We start from the raw sequence: 17,812 nt of genomic DNA on the forward strand, positions 1-17,812 counted from the left end.
ACATGAACATATATATCATCCAGCGCACTTGGTATACGCCCATAGAACTTTTCACCGTAATCTCCTTACATACCACTTATACTTTCATTCACCCTTTTTTCCATGGGCACTTTTAAGAAAGGATAGTGAAGTTATTAAAATGAGGGTGATTTTCAGCGTATTTATTTCTTGTTCATTTAATAAAAGATACATCAAAAAGAAGACTAAAAAGGCTTGAATAAAATAGATCCTGTATTTCAATAGGGTGAACCAAGTTTGTGACACCCATAGTAAAAAAAAGTTAAATTGCTTCGACATCATCTTTCTCCTTTATCATGATGTTGATATTATCTAAATTTAGATTCTGGTATCATTATATACAAATAGGCGAGTGTCGGTATTTCATAAAGTAAAATCATTCGTTCAGAAAAGAAATGCAGTTCATTTTTCATTGGATTTCGAAAAAGCGGGTGAAGATTAGAGAGCGGCTGATTTTACTACCCAAGAACTAGCGTTGGATTAAATGGCATAAGGATAATAAGGAATAGTGGGCATCACAAATAAAATCGAATTTGCTATTGAGGAAAACAGACCTACTAATATTCAATCCACCTGTACTTTTTATTTCTTAAAGGAGCGAAAAAATTATTCATAAAAACAGCCTGCCCCCTGGGAACATAGGGAACAGGCAGCCAGAGGGGTTATCCAAGGCACAATGTTTTGGAACCGCTCAGAGAATGGGTTTTCTGCAATGGGGTTTTTGGGAAGGGTCCTCACTGCTACTTTATTTTATAATATATTCAAAGTCATAACGTCTCAAAAATGAAATGAGATAAACCATTTTTTATATTGCGCCTCCAGTAAGAAGTCATCAGGTGAAGAAGGGTTGAAACGAAGTGTCATGAACGAAAACCATCACTTTATATCTTGAATTTCCGTACAAATGCTAGGCAGATTTGTTCATCACGTCATTGAATCGAGCAGTAAACAAATGATCAAAGAGAGAAAGAAAATCCTTACCTATTGGGAGGAAGGTGAAAAAGGAATGAACAAGTGTTACTTACAGCAGCCATCACCCGATGTGGAACTGAATATTTTTAATCAGATTAATAAATAAAAAAGATTGTAGAGAGAATGACGCCTTCCCTACAATCCAGTACAAGCTAGCGCGTTTTTTCATGCATACTTCTTACTTTCCTCGTCTTTAAAAAAGCTCTTCATTGCGTGGAAAACGTCAGCCTTTTGCTTAAGGATATAGTACCTGAATTTTTCATTATCGATATTCTTATACGCTGTCATCAATGTCGAATGACGATTGTATTGATTGACTTCCCCGTATCCGAACATATTGGAAACCTTCATGAGTTCTTCAACAAGCTTAACGCAGCGGACATTATCGGATGTTAGGTTATCACCATCGGAAAAGTGAAACGGATAGATATTAAACTTCGCGGGGTCATATTTATGATCAATAAGTTCTAATGCTTTTCGGTATACGGACGAACAAATCGTACCGCCGCTTTCCCCTTTTGAAAAGAAATCCTCCTCCGGAACAACTTTCGCTTCTGTATGATGGGCAATGAACTCGATTTCCACAGTTTCATATTTTGTCCGCAAGAAGCGGTTCATCCAAAAGAAAAAGCTTCGAGCCATATATTTTTCCCATAACCCCATGCTTCCGGAAGTATCCATCATTGCCAGTACAACTGCTTTGGAATCAGGTTTCTGAATCTCATTCCAGGTTTTGAATTTAAAATCTTCCTTATAAATAGGATGAAAACCTGGGTCCCCCCTTAAAGCGTTCCGTTTGAAAGCCGATATCATCGTTTTCTTTTTGTCGATATTTCCCATTAGGCCTGTCTTGCGGATATCGTTGAATTCGATATGTTCAAGCGTATGCTCCGCGTGTTCTTTCTTCTGAAGATTAGGGAGTTCCAATTGGCTGAACAGGGCTTCCTCCAATTCCATCATCGACACTTCGGCTTCATAATAATCCTCGCCGGCCTTGTCACCTGCACCTTGGCCCTTACCGGCCCCGGCATCGGACGGTGAGCCATCCCTCGCGACCACATCCCCCACTTTACTGTCTCCATCGCCTTGCCCTACATGTTTGTTTTTATCATAGTTATAACGAATTTTGTATTCATCCAAGGAGCGAATGGGAATCTTGATAACATCCCGGCCATTGGACATCACGATGCTTTCTTCTGAAATTAGATCAGGCAAATTATTCTTGATTGCTTCCTGCACCTTTTCCTGATGACGTTGTTGATCATCATAGCCTTTCCGATGGAGGGACCAATTTTCCTGTGAGATAACATACTGTTGATTACTCTCTTCCGACATTCTCTTCCCCCCTTAAAAATGTTTGCACGCTTTTCATCATTCCTTCATATAATAAATTAGTGTGGGAAAGCCCACATCATTCCAGTTTTCCAATCAAAAATACAGTGCGAAAAAACGGATTAAAAGAAAAGTATTACTCTATCTTATGCAGCGATGCTGGATAATTTACAACAAAATTCAATAATGGACGTTTACCTACGAACTAGACAAGTCCTGACATGGGCATTAAAGGCCCTTTAAAGTTTTTTTAAAAAATGCTACTGCAAAATAAATATTCCAAAAAAACGAACAGACCTGATAATCATCAGGTCTGTTCGTTTTTTAGTAGGTTTCTTTAGTCGGATTATAGGATTATTTAAATGCCAGTGTAATTATGAATACAACAAAAAGGGTGCACCAGCAGTTTTTCTGGACACCCTTTCACACAGATAGAATGATTCTGGTTGTGATATTCGTCAATCTTTATCTTCCTCTATTTCATGTTGAACTGTACCTGGGCGTTTATCCCACTCTTTCAATTCTTCATTCGTCCTTTGATTTTCCATCTGCTTTCCAAGTTCTTTCATCTCTTCATAATCTTTAGCCATGGAGCTATTTTCCGGAACATGTTCTTTTTTCAATTCTTCCTTACTCATTTGCCATCACCTCTACTTATTGATACCCAATATTTCCAAATCCAAAACGTAACATATCTAATGGAAATATGGGGTATAGATAAGACATTATGAGCAAATGTAAGGAGGTGCAAGAAGTATGCAAACAACTACCCTTTATGTAAAGGAAGCAACGTCAGAAGGTCCGATTTTAAATCTTGAGTCCATACTTATGAAAACGGAAGGTGTGGAACGCGCGATCATCGATGTTGATGATGGGGAAATTAAAATCGATCATAGCGAAGAAAAACTATCACCGAATCAACTTATTACACTTATTGAACAGTATGGCTTGAATGTAACCAAATAGAAATCAAAGCACCGGACTCCCTCCATTCAGAAGGGCCCGGTGCTTTAATAATCTCTTGCCTTCTATTTATAATCACCCTTTAGCGAAAGGTGCATGATTTCAACGGAATTCAGAAGTCCACCTTTCATTCATTTTACCTTCCGCAAAAGGCCATAAAACCCTGCCCGATTGGGGGCAGGGGCAAAAAAGTATGGATTACCGATTTAACAAGCTGCCCACATAGCGCAGCAAATCATTGGCTGATGTGGAATTATAACCGTGCTCGTCGATAAGTCTCGTGATGACCTCGTTCACTTTCTTCAGTTGCCTTTCGTCTGGTGTCTTCGTTGAAGTAGTGATCTTAACGACATCCTTCAAATCGGCGAATAGTTTTTTCTGGATCGCTTCCCGTAAACGATCATGGGAATTATAATCGAATCGCTTACCTTTACGCGCATATGCAGAAATGCGAATCAATATTTCTTCGCGGAATGCTTTTTTTGCATTCTCGGAAATTCCAATTTGTTCTTCTATCGAGCGCATCAATTTTTCATCAGGATTGATTTCCTCCCCAGTCAATGGATCGCGCAGCCTTGATTTATTGCAGTATGCTTCGACATTATCCAGATAATTATCCATGAGGATTTTCGCCGACTCTTCATATGAATAGACAAATGCCTTTTGGACTTCATTTTTTGCAATGGCATCGTATTCTTTACGTGCCAGTGATATGAAATTCAAATACCTCTCCCGAAGTTCGTTCGTAATGGACGGATGCTGATCAAGACCTGCTTTTAAAGACATAAGTACATCCAATGCATTAATGGACGGATTTTCCTTACGAATGATCGTAGAGGAAATTCGGTTGATCACGTAACGTGGGTCGATTCCGCTCATGCCTTCGTCCTGATATTCTTTTTTCAATTCATTGATGTCAGCGGAATTAAATCCTTCGACATTTTCCCCATCATAAAGCCTCATCTTTTTCAATAAATCGATATCGCCCTTTTTGGGATCCTTCAGGCGGGTCATGATGCTGAAGATTGCCGCCACCCTTAATGTATGCGGAGCTATATGAACATCCGAGACATCACTTTCACGGATCATTTTTTCATAAATCTTTTCTTCCTCAGAGACCTTCAGATTATATGGAATCGGCATGACAATGATACGGGAATGCAATGCTTCATTTTTCTTATTGGAAATGAACGCTTTATACTCCGTTTCATTCGTATGAGCCACAATGAGTTCATCTGCACTGATCAATGCAAAACGGCCAGCTTTAAAATTCCCCTCTTGTGTCAATGAAAGCAAATGCCATAAGAACTTCTCATCACATTTCAGCATCTCCTGGAACTCCATCATCCCGCGGTTCGCCTTGTTCAGCTCGCCATCAAAACGATAGGCCCGCGGATCTGATTCAGATCCGTATTCGGCAATGGTCGAAAAATCGATGCTGCCCGTCAAATCAGCGATATCCTGTGACTTAGGGTCAGAAGGACTGAATGTTCCAATTCCAACACGCTTATCCTCAGAAAGGAAAATACGCTCGACCATCACATCTTCTATCCTGCTTCCATACTCCTGTTCTAACCTCATTACATTCAGCGGCGATAGGTTTCCTTCAATCCTGATGCCATATTCTTCAAAAAAATCATTCCGTAAATACTGCGGAATGAGATGCAGTGGATCTTCATGCATCGGGCATCCTTTTATTGCATAAATGGCACCTGTGTCTTTTAATGAATAATTTTCAAGTCCACGCTTCAGTAAAGAAACGAGTGTGGACTTCCCGCCTGATACCGGACCCATAAGAAGCAATATCCGCTTACGGACATCGAGCCGCTTTGCCGCCGGATGGAAATATTCCTCGATGAGCCTTTCCAATGAATCTTCAAGGCCGAACAACTGACCGCTGAAAAAATTGTATTTCTTTGTCCCATTTACTTCCTCTATCCCTGCATCTCTGATCATGTTGTATACACGTGAATGAGCAGATTGAGCAACTAAAGGCGTTTCTTTCAATATTTCTAAGTACTCTGCGAAGGTGCCTTCCCACTTCAGCTTCTGTTCATCTTCTCTAAATTTTTCGATTTTCTTTAAAATATCCATTAAGGAACCTCCCCCTGTCACTTTCAGAGAATACTTAAATCTATGCTCCAAGTCTGACAAACATGTCAGACTTTAAAAAGTCGCCGGCCATTGTTTCGAATAGCCCTTGGCTCTCCATGTATCGAAAAAGGCTTAATCATTGAAGAATCGAAGACAATTATGCTGACAAGAAAAATTGTGTGCACTACTGCTAAAAATTAGGGTATACTAAGCCTATACTTAAGTGGGACAATATGGGTAAAGGGAGGTCACAGCATGGGCACAGTTATTATCGTTGGGGTTGCTATTACATTTTTAGCCGCTATCTTCACTGCCGGGTATAATGATAAACCAGGTGTGAAATAAAAAAATAACAGCCTTTCTTAAATTCCAAAAAGGGGACAGCAAATTAAATTTGCCGTCCCCTTTTTTTCACCCTTCATCGATTTAGTTAGAGCATGTCAATCAATGAAGTGATTACACCATTTATACAGCGTCCTTTTTATCAGTGTGAGCTGCAATGTTATTCTCCATCGATCTCAAGTCTTCATTTACTTTTTGTCCTTGTTCCAAATATTCTGTTTGGAATCCACTCTTTATTGCCCAACTATAAAACCCTAGAGATAAACATGTTATGATGACCATATCCAAACCAAATGGGATTATGTTTATTCCACCAAACTTTTCACTGCCTAAGTATGAAATGGTCATCATACAGAGTAAGTAAACAACCATCCAAACCCCTGCCAAGAAGTTTTGACGGAATCCCTTCCAATTGATTTTTGCTTGATAATAGAAATAAACGGGGAGACCAATCATTATGATAAATAATACTTGTCCTGTCAGTGGCCATCTTGCCCAATATAAAACCAAAGAAGCAAAAACAAAGCCAAGCGGTGCAATGATACTTAATCCTTTTAGACGTAATGGTCTGTATAAATTCTGACCGGTGCGCCTTAATGTCATAACAGTAACTGGACCTGTAATATAAGAGACTAATGTCGCAACCGAAATAACCTCTGCCAATACGCCCCAGCCTCTAAACATGAATAAAAATAAGAAAGATACACCTAGATTAAAAAACATGGCTTGACGAGGGATACCATAAAGTGGATGAAGTTTTCCAAACACGCTTGGCAAATATTTATTCTTTTCCATTCCATAAAGCATTCGTGACGTTGTCGCCGTGTATGTTATTCCCGTCCCGGAAGGAGAAATAAAAGCATCAACGTATAGTAAAATAACTAACCAGTTTATACCTAGGACAATTGCTAAATCAGCAAACGGTGAATTGAAATTCAAATGTTGCCATCCATTCACAATCATGGACGGATCAACGGCCCCAATAAATGCAATCTGTAATAAAACGTAGATAACCGTTGCAATTAAGATGGAGCCTATTACTGCAAATGGAATCGAACGTCCAGGATTCTTTGCCTCACCTGCCATGTTAATCGGACTTTGAAAACCGTTAAATGCAAAGATGATACCGGAAGTTGCTACAGCTGTAAGTACACTTGCCCAACCATTGGGAGCGATACTTCCTGCAGAGGTAAAATTTGATCCATGAAAACCGGCAAATAAAAGTGAGCCGATCGTCAATCCAGGTATAATAACCTTAAAGACTGTAATAAATGAATTTGCTTTTGAAAACAAACTAACTGTCCAGTAATTTAATAAAAAGTAGACGACCAATAATGCAGAGGCAATTGCCAAGCCACCCCCGGTAAGACTCCCATTTTCTACTAAACCATGTGTCCACTGTGCCCATTTCCATGGCCATGAGCTCATATATTGAACAGAAGCAATCGCTTCGACTGGAATTACAGAAACAATTGCAATCCAGTTTGCCCAACCTGCAAGAAACCCTATAAACGAGCCATGAGAGTATTGTGTATATTTTACCATTCCCCCAGCTTCAGGAAACATAGCCCCTAATTCACTGTAAGATAGTGCGATAAATAAAATAACAACCATCCCGATAATCCAAGAGATAATGGCAGCCGGTCCTGCGATTTGTGCCGCTTTCCAAGCTCCGAATAACCAGCCTGAGCCAATAATTGACCCGAGTCCTACCATCGTTAACGAAAACGTACCCATCTTTCGCTGCAAATTATTCATATGTTCATCACCATGCTTTCCAAATTTCATTCTTTTATAATGACGTTCTTAACTGATTTATGAATGTTTCAAGTTCGTCCAATAGAATCTTAAAGTGATTGCATTACATGAACGTTTAGTAATTGATAAGGAAAATATATGGAAGTCCCCTATATTGCTTTTTTATATGAAAAACTCTTCCCTGCTTTTTAGAAAATACTAAGATCCCATTCCTGTGCCATTTGTTTCAATAACATACCACCTGTTACGCTATTCCCATATTCATCAATGGCAGGTCCGTATATACCGATGCCACATCCATCTTGAAAAGGAAGCCCGCTTCTGGAACTGGGAGGAACAAGTGCCATGATCCCGCCAGATACTCCACTTTTGGCAGGCACCCCCACAAAAGCCGCAAATTTACCCGAAGCATTGTACATACCACAAGTAAGCATTAATGCTTTGGCCAGCCTAGCCACTTTTTTTGGGAGTACTTGTTCTTTACGGATGGGATGGTATCCATCTTGTGCAAGAATCAGCCCAAGCAGGGCTATATCTTCTGTGGTTACTTCTATGGAACATTGTTTGAGGTAAACCTCTAAAGCATCCTCTACATCCGATTCTAAATAATTCGTCTCTTTTAAATAGTGAGCCAAAGCTCTATTTCTATGAGAGGTTTGCCACTCAGATTGATACACTGCCTCATTGATGGCCGGGCGCTTTCCTAACAAATTTTCAAATAATGTATAGAGAAATTCTAATTTCTTTTGTGAAGAATCCCCTGGGAGAAGCGAAGCTATGGTGATCGCCCCGGCATTTATCATAGGATTGAACGGCTTTCCCGGCTTATGCATTTCTAAACGAATAATTGAATTGAAAGCATCCCCAGTCGGTTCCACATCGACTCTCTCTAACACATAAGAAATGCCGCAACCCAAGCATGCGGCTATAAAGCTGAGCACTTTTGAAATACTTTGCAGTGTGAATGGGACTTCCCAATCCCCTGACTTGATCATTGATCCACCAGGCTCCAGTATGCAAATGCCCAATTGCGATAAGTGTGCATTTCTCAATGCCGGTATATAATTGGCGGTTTGCCCTTCAGTAGCAAAGGATCTGTAATGTGCTACCCATTCATCTAAGTCGGCTTGCTTTTGACTATTAACGTGAATGTCATACTCTTTTGACAATTCTTCAATCACATTTTTCCACCTCTTCAGTTGTTGTATCATTATTTTTTCAATATGAGCGTATTACCGAATGCCATCAAGCTTACTTGTATAGCTTCGATGAAAATATAATGAATATTCAAAATATTGTTAAGCGCTTTCAAAAATTTCTATCTGCCATTAATTTTAAATTGGGAACTACATAATCATACGAAAACCTACAAATTCTAAAAAATAAAAATCCACTAAAAAAACGGAATCATCTTACATGTTCCGTTACCATTTTTTGTGGATAGAAAAACAGATTGGTTTTGCCATAATTGGTTTTAAGCCGTTCCATTCTGGAACAAAGTAAGCGTTGTATTGAAGCCGATGAAACTGTATACTGATTTTTTAAACAAATTGGGAGGTGACGACTTGAATCTCAGTACGTTAATGAAAAAAGAGGTCAATATCCTTGCTTTGATGCTGTTAACAGTGCCATTAGCAGGCGAATTGAGTTTTTATCCTTTAAATGAAACGTTTCGGGTAAGTTTTGGTCCGCCTGTACTTTTCTTCTTTTTACTATTATTACAGAAAACGCCTGCCATTCTTTCGGGCTTTCTGACAGGAACAATGGTTGTGGCATTTCGTATTCTTATAGATTTTTTCATGCATGATAGTTTTTCCTGGGCTTCCGCATTTCAAGTTCATTATCCAAGTTTTTTCTTTTATTTCACCTACTGCTTTCTTTTTTATTTAGTGAAAATAAATCGCTTTCAAAACCGATCTTTAATTATTGGATTTATTGGTCTCATTATCGAAATATTTTCCGACTCTGTAGAATTGATCTTTCAATATATTGTATTGGAAACAACAATTACTCTAAGTTCACTGAACGAGATGATCATGATCGCATTCGCCCACAGTTTTATCGTTTTAAGTTTTTTTAATATGATGAAACTTTATGAAGCACAATCAAGGGAACGACAAATCAGAAAACAAAATGAACATATGCTGATGCTCATTTCCAACTTATACGAGGAAACGATTCATTTAAAAAAAACATTAAAAAATGCTGAGAATATTACAAAGAAATCGTATGATTTGTATCGAGATTTAAAAGCTCTGGAAAAACAGGAAAAGCAACCTCATGTTTTTACAGAGCCATATAGTCAAAAAGCATTGCGCATTGCGGGTGAAATGCATGAAGTCAAGAAAGATAATCAACGGATTTTTGCCGGTCTCTCCAAATTGATTTCCAATGAGAGTTTTAAAGATTATATGAATGCTGCTGAACTTTTTCATTTAATTATCCGAATTAATGAAAAATATGCATTATCACTAGGAAAGGATATACAATTTGAATATTCATTGGATGAAAAAAATGATTCACATTATCATGTGTATACCGTGTTATCTCTTTTCAATAATTTAGTCGCAAATGCAGTTGAAGCAATTAAAGAAAAGGGAATCGTCCGTTTAAGTTTGGGTGAAATTCATGACAATGTAGAATTTAAAGTTGCTGATACTGGACCTGGAATTCCTCAAAAATATCAGACTGTGATATTCAAACCTGGGTTCACTTCAAAATATGATCATTTCGGGACACCCTCAACAGGGATTGGTCTCTCATATGTTAAAGAGGTCGTAAAAGAACTGGGAGGCGATATCCTGTTTGAGAATAGTTTTAACGGCGCCGTTTTTTCAATAAGATTACCCATTCATAAGTTGATCCAGAAAGGATGATTCCATGCGTTTTTTTATAACAGATGATGATTGTGCCATACGTTCGAACTTAAGCCAAATTATAGAGAACGAAGATTTAGGAGAAGTGGTGGAGGAAGCCGAGGATGGAAGTCTATTGGAAGGGCATATTTTGAATTTAAAACAAATTGATATATTATTCATTGATTTATTAATGCCCATCCGGGATGGCATTGAGACACTTCGTCATATAAAAAGTACATTTAACGGAAAAATAATAATGATTTCGCAGGTTGAATCAAAGGAGCTGATTGGTGAGGCATACTCACTTGGAATAGATTATTATATTACCAAACCAATCAATCGTATTGAGATATTAACAGTTATCCGAAAAGTTATGGAACGGATTCATTTAGAAAGATCGATCACAAATATCCAAGCCTCTTTGAATGGTGTATTGAATTTTGAACAGCCAAAAGTTGATAAATCCAATAGTTTTAATGAAAAAAGTATAAGTGAGGTAGGTGAATTCCTACTATCGGAATTAGGAATCGTTGGAGAAAATGGCGCAAAAGATTTAATGGAGATGCTTCAGTATTTATTTATGTATGAAAGGACTTTTACTTTTGGAAAGCATTTCCCTACCCTTAAGGATATCTTTGTAGAAATCACCAAAAAAAAGCTCGGCACATCAGCTTTGCAGGCTGATATCAATCGAGAAATAAAAGCTGCCGAACAGCGAATACGCAGAACGATCAACCATTCCTTAAATCATTTTGCCTCGCTCGGTTTAACGGATTTTTCAAATCCGAAGTTTGAAAATTATGCTTCCAAATTTTTTGATTTCACAGTCGTTCGCCAAAAGATGAAAGAACTTCAAAATGATTCAACTATAGTTCTTACACCTACCCGGGTAAATACAAAAAAGTTTATTCAAGTATTTTATTTCGAAGCGAAACGATTGAATCCTGATGAAATGATTAGATATAGATAACCCCTATTAAAACAAAAAACGGCGGAAGCACTCAAAAAACATAAAATCCCCTGAAGATTTCAGGGGATTTTAGCAAGTTCTTATTTTTTCAACAATAAATACATGAAATAAGGAGCACCGATCAATGCGACCATGATACCTGCAGGAATCCCCTCGGGTTCAATTATATTACGGCCTATCGTATCGGCAAGCAGCAATAGCCATCCACCGATTAAAATGGCAACCGGAATGAATAGTTGATTTCGTGGTCCTACCAAGGATTTTGCTATATGCGGGGACATAAGTCCAATGAATGCAATTCCGCCTGTAACAGAAACGGCAGCCGCTGCCAATGCTACAGCCGTGATCAGCAGTACGATCCGCTCCTTTTCAATCGATACACCGACCCCAATTGCGACCGGTTCACTTAAACCAAGCAGATTCAAACGATTTGCTTTATATAAAGTGAATGGAATGAGGATGATTAACCATGGAATGATTGCCCATATGAAAGGCCAGTCCGTGCCCCATATATTTCCCGCCAACCATTTGGCGATGAAATCGACCTTCGCTCGTTCCGCTGACGAAATGAGGACAATCATCAGGCCTGAAAGCGCCATTGAAAAACCTACGCCAATCAACACTAACCGAACGGGTTCAAGGCCACTCTTTCTCTTGTATGAGAGGATATATATTAAACAGGCCGTCAGTAACGCGCCGATAAAACCGACAAGCGGAACCATATAAACAAACGAACCAGCGTCAAGCGGGAAAAACAGAAAGAAAGCCGCAATGGCAACACCTGCTCCTGAGTTGATCCCGATGATTCCGGGATCGGCTAAATCATTACGTGTGATACCTTGTAGAATGGCTCCCGACAGTGCAAGGGCCATGCCTGCTAAAAGGGTGATGATGATTCGCGGTAAGCGGACGGAAAATAATATGAATTCCTCTTTAAACGTTCCTTGCCCGAAGAGCGTTGGAAACAGTCGACCTAAAGAAAGATTGGAATATCCCGAACACGTCCCTATAATGATCGTAATGATAATGAGTGCAGTTAATGCCCCTATTATCCAACGCTGTTTTTTGACTAAAGCTGACTGGATCATGAAAATGCTTTACCTCCTTTACGCACGATTAGGAGGAAGAAAGGTAAACCTATCATCGCAACAACCGCTACCACAGGTGTTTCATATGGAGAATTGACGGTACGGCCGATCGTATCGGCAAGCAGCATGAAAGTGGCTCCCAAAATAGCAGACATAGGGAGGATGAATCGATAATCCGTACCCACGATAGCCCGAACGATATGGGGGACCATTAACCCGATGAACACCATATTTCCAACAAGCGCAACGGCTGCGCCTGCCAGGAGAATGATGACTACGAAGAGAACCGCCTTTATTTGTGTTGTCTTTTGCCCTAAGCCAACCGCCACTTCTTCACTTAAGCTAAGTATGGTGAGCTGTCTGGAAAAGATAAGGGAGATCAGGATGCCTATTAAAATGAACGGGACGATTACGCGAAGCTGCTCCCATGAAGTTCCGATATTCCCGCCAGCTGTCCACATCGATACATCTTTTGATACCTTGAAGTAAATGCCGACCCCTTGCGAAACGGCAAATAGGAATGCAGAGACTGCAGCACCAGCCAATACGATCCGTATAGGGGAAAATCCTCCCTTTTTGACCGCACCGATTCCGAAAACCATGGTTGCCCCGACAGCGGAACCTATAAAACACGCAATCATGATTCCTAAGTTATTAGCATTTGGAATAAATGCCAAAGTGATTGCGAGACCTGCATTGGCTCCTGCCGTCAATCCAAGCAACCCAGGATCGGCAAGTGGATTCCTGGTCATTCCCTGCATGATGGCACCAGAAACGGCAAGCGCTGCACCCACGAAGATTGCCCCCACTTCACGCGGGAAACGGATTTCCCGGATGATTGAAAGCTTTTCACCGGCAGCATTTGATGTCAGTGCTTGCCAGACATCTTTTACAGTAACATCCGCCGCACCAAATGCCATTGAAATAATGAACATGCCTATGAATACAGCAATCCCTATGATCAGTTTATATATAAATGGGATGAAACGTTGATTTTCATTAGTCATCTGTCTCTCTCATCTCTTTTTTATAGAATAAAAGGAGAGGAATTGGAATCCCTCTCCCTCGCTGTATTATTTTCCAAGAAAACTTTTGGAAAAGAAGTCTAACTGGTAATCTAATGTTATTGGATCATTGAAGTAGAATTCTTTCGCATTCACTTCAAATAGTTTATTGTTTTTAACAGCAGGAATGTTTTTATACGTATCAGTTTGTTGGAACGAATTGTCCTCGTCTTTATTATTACTCAAAATCACATAATCACCAGCATAGTCTGCCAGAACTTCTAAAGATAAAGCAAAGTAACCATCTTTCAACGCTGCTTCTTTTACTTTTTCAGGCATGGCCAACTTCATTTCTTGATAAAGGATTTCCGTTCCACGACCCCAATTATCGCCAAATACATAGAACTGTTTGTCAAACTTTTCGAATACGGAAACGGTTGTATCTTCACCGATTTTGGCTTTAATGTCTTCACCGGTTGTTTTTGCCCGTTTTTTGAAATCATCCACCCAAGCTTGGGCTTCTTTTTCTTTATTCAAAAGCTTGCCAATTTCTACGTGCTGTGTTAAATAGTCCACTTTTCCGTATGTATACGTTACGGTTGGAGCAATTTCACTTAATTTATCAACATTTTTAATCGTTGATAAACCAATGATTAAATCCGGATCCAACTCGATAATCTTTTCCAGGTCTTCGTCCGTCACTTCTTCGACATCTTTTAATTCCTTAAAGTTCGGGTTCATTTTAGACCATGAATCGACACCTACAAGGTTAACATCCAAAGCCATTACGTTACCTGCGAAAGTGGATAGTACTAGAACACGCTGAGGATCTGCCGGAACTTCAACAGGACCATTTTCAGATTGATATGTGATGGTACCTGATTTTTCCTTTTTGGAAGCCGAGCTTTTTTCTTTTTCGGCTGACTCGTTACCACAAGCACTAATAATTAACACTAACAGCAGTATAAACGGGATCATTATCTTTTTCATTTGTTGTCAAATCTCCTTTTAGTAAATTGTATGTGCTGCACATTGGTTTGTTCGTTCGTTGATCTCGTCCGATTACCGCATCAATATGGAATACTTCCTTAAGCACTTCATGAGTGATGACTTCTTCACAATCTCCCGCTTTAACTATTTCCCCGTCCTTTAAGGCAATGATATAGTCGGCAAAGCGAGCAGCTTGGTTTAAATCATGAAGAACCATGACAATTGTACGTCCCTGTTCTTCATTCAGCCTTTGTAATAATTCTAGAACCTCCAGCTGATGCGCCATATCCAAATAGGTGGTCGGCTCATCAAGGAAGATGATTTCCGTTTCCTGGGCAAGGGCCATCGCAATCCAAACACGCTGGCGCTGACCTCCTGATAGAGCATCCACCGGACGGAACTTGAAGTCTTTCGTGCCGGTCACTTCAAGTGCCCAATCAATCACATCATAGTCTTTTTGGGTCAGGCGCCCAAAACCTTTTTGATAGGGAAAGCGCCCATATGATACGAGCTCCCCAACCGTCAAACCGCTTGCACTCTCGGGTGTCTGCGGAAGTATGGCCATTTTTCTTGCAAGGATCTTAGTGCTTTCTTTTGAAATATTCACCCCATCTAAAACAACCGTACCTGATTGGTTTGAAATGATTCTGGTGATCGCTTTCAAAAGTGTCGATTTCCCACATCCATTTGAACCGATGATCGTCGTGATTTTTTTATCTGGAATTTCCACACTGAGATCTTTTACAATTAAACGTTCACCATAGCCAATATTCAAATCCTCTGTATATAGGCGAACCATTTTTTAACCTCCATTTACTGAAAAATAGGTAAGTAAAAACTCAAATGAAAATGATTATCATTATCCACTACTTAATTACTATAATTCTATCTAAATATATTGTCAATGGTAATTTCATGGGCATATAAGAAGAAATTCTGACAGGATTTTTTGGGCCGATCCGTATTATCGACTGACAAATGAACACAGTAAAGATCCCGGAAATGCTTCCGGGATCTTTACTGCTAGGTCCATACTCAGGACTTTGGAAGATGTCCCTTATGGGAAGGGCAATAAGCCATTTTCATCAATCAATGTTTCTTAAATCCTTGCTTCTCAACATAATCTTTCATGTACAACCTGCTTTTCCTTCCAAGCATTCCAGCCATTTGCTCGGTCCAGGTGTCTTTTCGTTTACCTTCAGTCCGACGCTCGTAATAACTGGAAATCGTTTCATTATACTCTTCAAGTTGTCCGATGAACTCTTGCTTATCCTCCTGATATCCATTTTCATGATAGATATTGGACAGCGGTAAACGCGGCTTTTTATCCGAACGGTTTTTCGGATATCCGACCACTAGAGCGAATAATGGTATAACGCGATGCGGTATATTCAATATCGCTGACACTTCTGGGAGATTATTGCGGATCCCGCCTATATAGCAAATGCCAAGATCCATCGATTCTGCTGCCAATGCCGCATTTTGAGCCGCAAGAGCAGCGTCAATACAGGCAACCATGAATTTCTCCGTACTTTCAATTGATTCGGACAGGTCAGTGTTTTCCATTTCGGAAACCATATCCTGACGATATAAGTCGGCGCAAAAGACGAATAGATGTCCATTCTTCTCTACATATGATTGTGGTCCGGCAAGTTCAGCAAGCTTGGCTTTCTTTTCCGGATCGGTTACCCCTATGATTGAATACGCTTGAATATAACTTGAAGTCGATGCCGCTTGGGCACATTCCACAATCGTATTGATTTGCTCCTCAGACAACAACTTGTCCTCAAAAGAACGAATGGAACGGTGATCTAAAATCTTCTCAATAATGTTATTCAATGCTCCCACCCCTAAAGAATATGTATCCATCATCGGGGCTGAAATACCCCCGATGACAGTATTGATGAAACTCAATCTTTTGTTTTCAAATCCAATTCACGGTAATTTTGCTGTCTAAGTGCTTCATAAACCAAGATGGCAGCCGTGTTCGACAGATTAAGTGAACGTACTTTATCCGTCATTGGAATCCGCAGGCACCGATCCATATTTTCTTGGATCACCTCTTTCGGGAGACCCGTCGTTTCACGGCCAAAAATGAAGTATATCTCACTGTCTTGATCACTGTAATCGAAGCTGGAATGTGGCTGCTCTCCGAATTTCGTCAAGTAATAAAATTCACCGCCGGCATTTCTTTCATAAAACTCTTCTAACGAATCATAATAATGGATCTTTACATTCTCCCAGTAATCGAGCCCGGCCCGTTTGAGCTGTTTGTCATCCGTCGAGAAACCGAGCGGGCGAATGAGATGTAAAGACGTATCCGTCCCTGCACACGTTCTTGCGATATTTCCTGTATTTGCTGGAATCTGTGGTTGATATAAAACTACATGTATTGACACTTCATTTTCACCTCTAGTTTGAACTTCACCTTAATTATAGCATTAAACAAAAAAGACTAAAAACCAATCACCCTCCATCCAAAATCACAAAGAACTTATAAACGATGTTCGGTGTGTATCTGGTTGAATCCTCATATGTCCAATACCGGTGACGGCTGTTCATCGTATGTGCATTCACTAGCGGCATCCCGTCCTGATCCTTCGCCGTTACGATCAAATTATGATCAAACCTTCCGTCCCCTTCGAAATCTATGCAGAGGATATCACCCAAATTCAATTCCTTGGCCGACCCGACCTGCTTTGTCCTGATGGCATTCCCAGCTTTAAGCAGATGGTATAAAGAATGGGCCGTCGTCCATGTATAACTCCAGCTTTTCCCTCTTATCCACCAGCCCTTACTTTTGTTTGGAGCCCCCCACATCGGTATTCCTCCCGCATGTAAACATTGTGAAATGTAATTCGTACAATCATCAGTGAATTTATAATAAGCTGGATTAAATTCGTTCCACCAACGCTCGGCATATTGGACGGCCTTCATCCGATCATACTTATATGCGAGACGATCTGCGCCTGGATCACATTTTGGCGGTGCCTCTTCGGTTTCAAAGCTGGGAAACAGCTCACGTTCATCCACTATATACCCATTTCGAAACCGGGCCTCCCTTTCTTCCATTTCTTCTTCTATATAAAATGAATCCTCCTGTTTCAATAAATATTGCAGGTGCACGTGATATGTCAGAACTGTATCATTATCTTCCTTTCTCTTTGAATGTACCTTGCCTGCCGCATTCACCCGAACAATTTCCGCAGCACGGTTCCTCATCATTTCCTTCTTCAAATGTAACTTCCTTTCACCCCGTTCCAGTTCATCGGAAGTATAAAACTCCACCCTTTCTTGTAAAAGGCGTTGCAATTGTTCCCTCAAGTTCATGCCCTCCTTCTTACCATCTATGCTAATGTGTATGTATGAGGGCATGGACAAAAACACAATTTCATAAAATGTGGGAGTTTCAACTTTATAAAT

At 39.9% G+C, this 17,812-nt stretch carries 15 protein-coding genes; 3 read left to right on the forward strand and 12 right to left on the reverse strand.

The window, feature by feature from the left end:
• Positions 1-1,155: 1,155 nt before the first annotated feature.
• Entirely contained in the window at positions 1,156-2,325 is a 1,170-nt protein-coding gene (yhbH, locus tag ABOA58_RS22890; RefSeq protein WP_101223356.1) for a sporulation protein YhbH, read from the reverse strand.
• A 455-nt stretch (positions 2,326-2,780) separates the two neighbouring features.
• Entirely contained in the window at positions 2,781-2,960 is a 180-nt protein-coding gene (locus ABOA58_RS22895) for a hypothetical protein (protein WP_063235975.1), read from the reverse strand.
• Between the two features lie 118 nt (positions 2,961-3,078).
• Here ABOA58_RS22895 and ABOA58_RS22900 point away from each other — a divergent pair, with 118 nt between their 5' ends.
• Positions 3,079-3,288: a hypothetical protein gene (locus ABOA58_RS22900; protein WP_137019792.1), complete on the forward strand. Its 210-nt coding sequence runs from the start codon at positions 3,079-3,081 to the stop codon at positions 3,286-3,288.
• Positions 3,289-3,483: 195 nt separating this feature from the next.
• Here the strand turns inward: ABOA58_RS22900 and ABOA58_RS22905 are convergent, their stop codons facing one another.
• The 3 genes from ABOA58_RS22905 to ABOA58_RS22915 form a co-directional block, all read right to left on the reverse strand.
• Complete coding sequence (locus tag ABOA58_RS22905) at positions 3,484-5,379, reverse strand: PrkA family serine protein kinase (protein ID WP_350300162.1); 1,896 nt, start codon at positions 5,377-5,379, stop codon at positions 3,484-3,486.
• Between the two features lie 465 nt (positions 5,380-5,844).
• Positions 5,845-7,479, reverse strand: a complete 1,635-nt coding sequence (locus tag ABOA58_RS22910) for an APC family permease (RefSeq protein WP_350300163.1) — start codon at positions 7,477-7,479, stop codon at positions 5,845-5,847.
• A 188-nt stretch (positions 7,480-7,667) separates the two neighbouring features.
• On the reverse strand, positions 7,668-8,657 hold the full coding sequence (locus ABOA58_RS22915) for a glutaminase (RefSeq protein WP_350302953.1): 990 nt from the start codon (positions 8,655-8,657) through the stop codon (positions 7,668-7,670).
• 435 nt (positions 8,658-9,092) lie between these two features.
• On the opposite strand from ABOA58_RS22915, the gene ABOA58_RS22920 reads away from it, so the two are divergent.
• Both ABOA58_RS22920 and ABOA58_RS22925 read left to right on the forward strand, forming a co-directional pair.
• On the forward strand, positions 9,093-10,355 hold the full coding sequence (locus ABOA58_RS22920; protein WP_350302954.1) for a sensor histidine kinase: 1,263 nt from the start codon (positions 9,093-9,095) through the stop codon (positions 10,353-10,355).
• 4 nt (positions 10,356-10,359) lie between these two features.
• Positions 10,360-11,307 carry a response regulator gene (locus tag ABOA58_RS22925; protein ID WP_350300164.1) on the forward strand — a complete coding sequence of 316 codons (948 nt, stop codon included), beginning with the start codon at positions 10,360-10,362 and terminating at the stop codon, positions 11,305-11,307.
• An 80-nt stretch (positions 11,308-11,387) separates the two neighbouring features.
• Here the strand turns inward: ABOA58_RS22925 and ABOA58_RS22930 are convergent, their stop codons facing one another.
• The 7 genes from ABOA58_RS22930 to ABOA58_RS22960 all read right to left on the reverse strand — a co-directional run bounded on the left by ABOA58_RS22930 (position 11,388) and on the right by ABOA58_RS22960 (position 17,713).
• Complete coding sequence (locus tag ABOA58_RS22930) at positions 11,388-12,395, reverse strand: FecCD family ABC transporter permease (protein ID WP_350300165.1); 1,008 nt, start codon at positions 12,393-12,395, stop codon at positions 11,388-11,390.
• Positions 12,392-13,402, reverse strand: a complete 1,011-nt coding sequence (locus tag ABOA58_RS22935; RefSeq protein ID WP_350300166.1) for a FecCD family ABC transporter permease — start codon at positions 13,400-13,402, stop codon at positions 12,392-12,394. The genes ABOA58_RS22930 and ABOA58_RS22935 overlap by 4 nt, the downstream gene beginning before the upstream one ends.
• Before the next feature lie 66 nt (positions 13,403-13,468).
• Complete coding sequence (locus tag ABOA58_RS22940; RefSeq protein WP_350300167.1) at positions 13,469-14,389, reverse strand: iron-hydroxamate ABC transporter substrate-binding protein; 921 nt, start codon at positions 14,387-14,389, stop codon at positions 13,469-13,471.
• A complete protein-coding gene (locus ABOA58_RS22945) occupies positions 14,340-15,188 on the reverse strand; it encodes an ABC transporter ATP-binding protein (RefSeq protein WP_350300168.1) in 849 nt (282 codons plus the stop codon). Before ABOA58_RS22945 ends, ABOA58_RS22940 begins: the two co-directional genes overlap by 50 nt.
• Positions 15,189-15,478: 290 nt before the next feature.
• Positions 15,479-16,228: an oxygen-insensitive NADPH nitroreductase gene (nfsA, locus tag ABOA58_RS22950; protein ID WP_350300169.1), complete on the reverse strand. Its 750-nt coding sequence runs from the start codon at positions 16,226-16,228 to the stop codon at positions 15,479-15,481.
• Between the two features lie 71 nt (positions 16,229-16,299).
• Positions 16,300-16,788: a tRNA (uridine(34)/cytosine(34)/5-carboxymethylaminomethyluridine(34)-2'-O)-methyltransferase TrmL gene (gene trmL, locus ABOA58_RS22955; RefSeq protein ID WP_350300170.1), complete on the reverse strand. Its 489-nt coding sequence runs from the start codon at positions 16,786-16,788 to the stop codon at positions 16,300-16,302.
• A gap of 67 nt (positions 16,789-16,855) precedes the next feature.
• Complete coding sequence (locus ABOA58_RS22960) at positions 16,856-17,713, reverse strand: amidase domain-containing protein (protein WP_350300171.1); 858 nt, start codon at positions 17,711-17,713, stop codon at positions 16,856-16,858.
• Positions 17,714-17,812: the final 99 nt, after the last annotated feature.

Origin of the sequence: Peribacillus frigoritolerans, from assembly GCF_040250305.1 — a bacterium.
Classification (GTDB): Bacteria; Bacillota; Bacilli; order Bacillales; family DSM-1321; genus Peribacillus.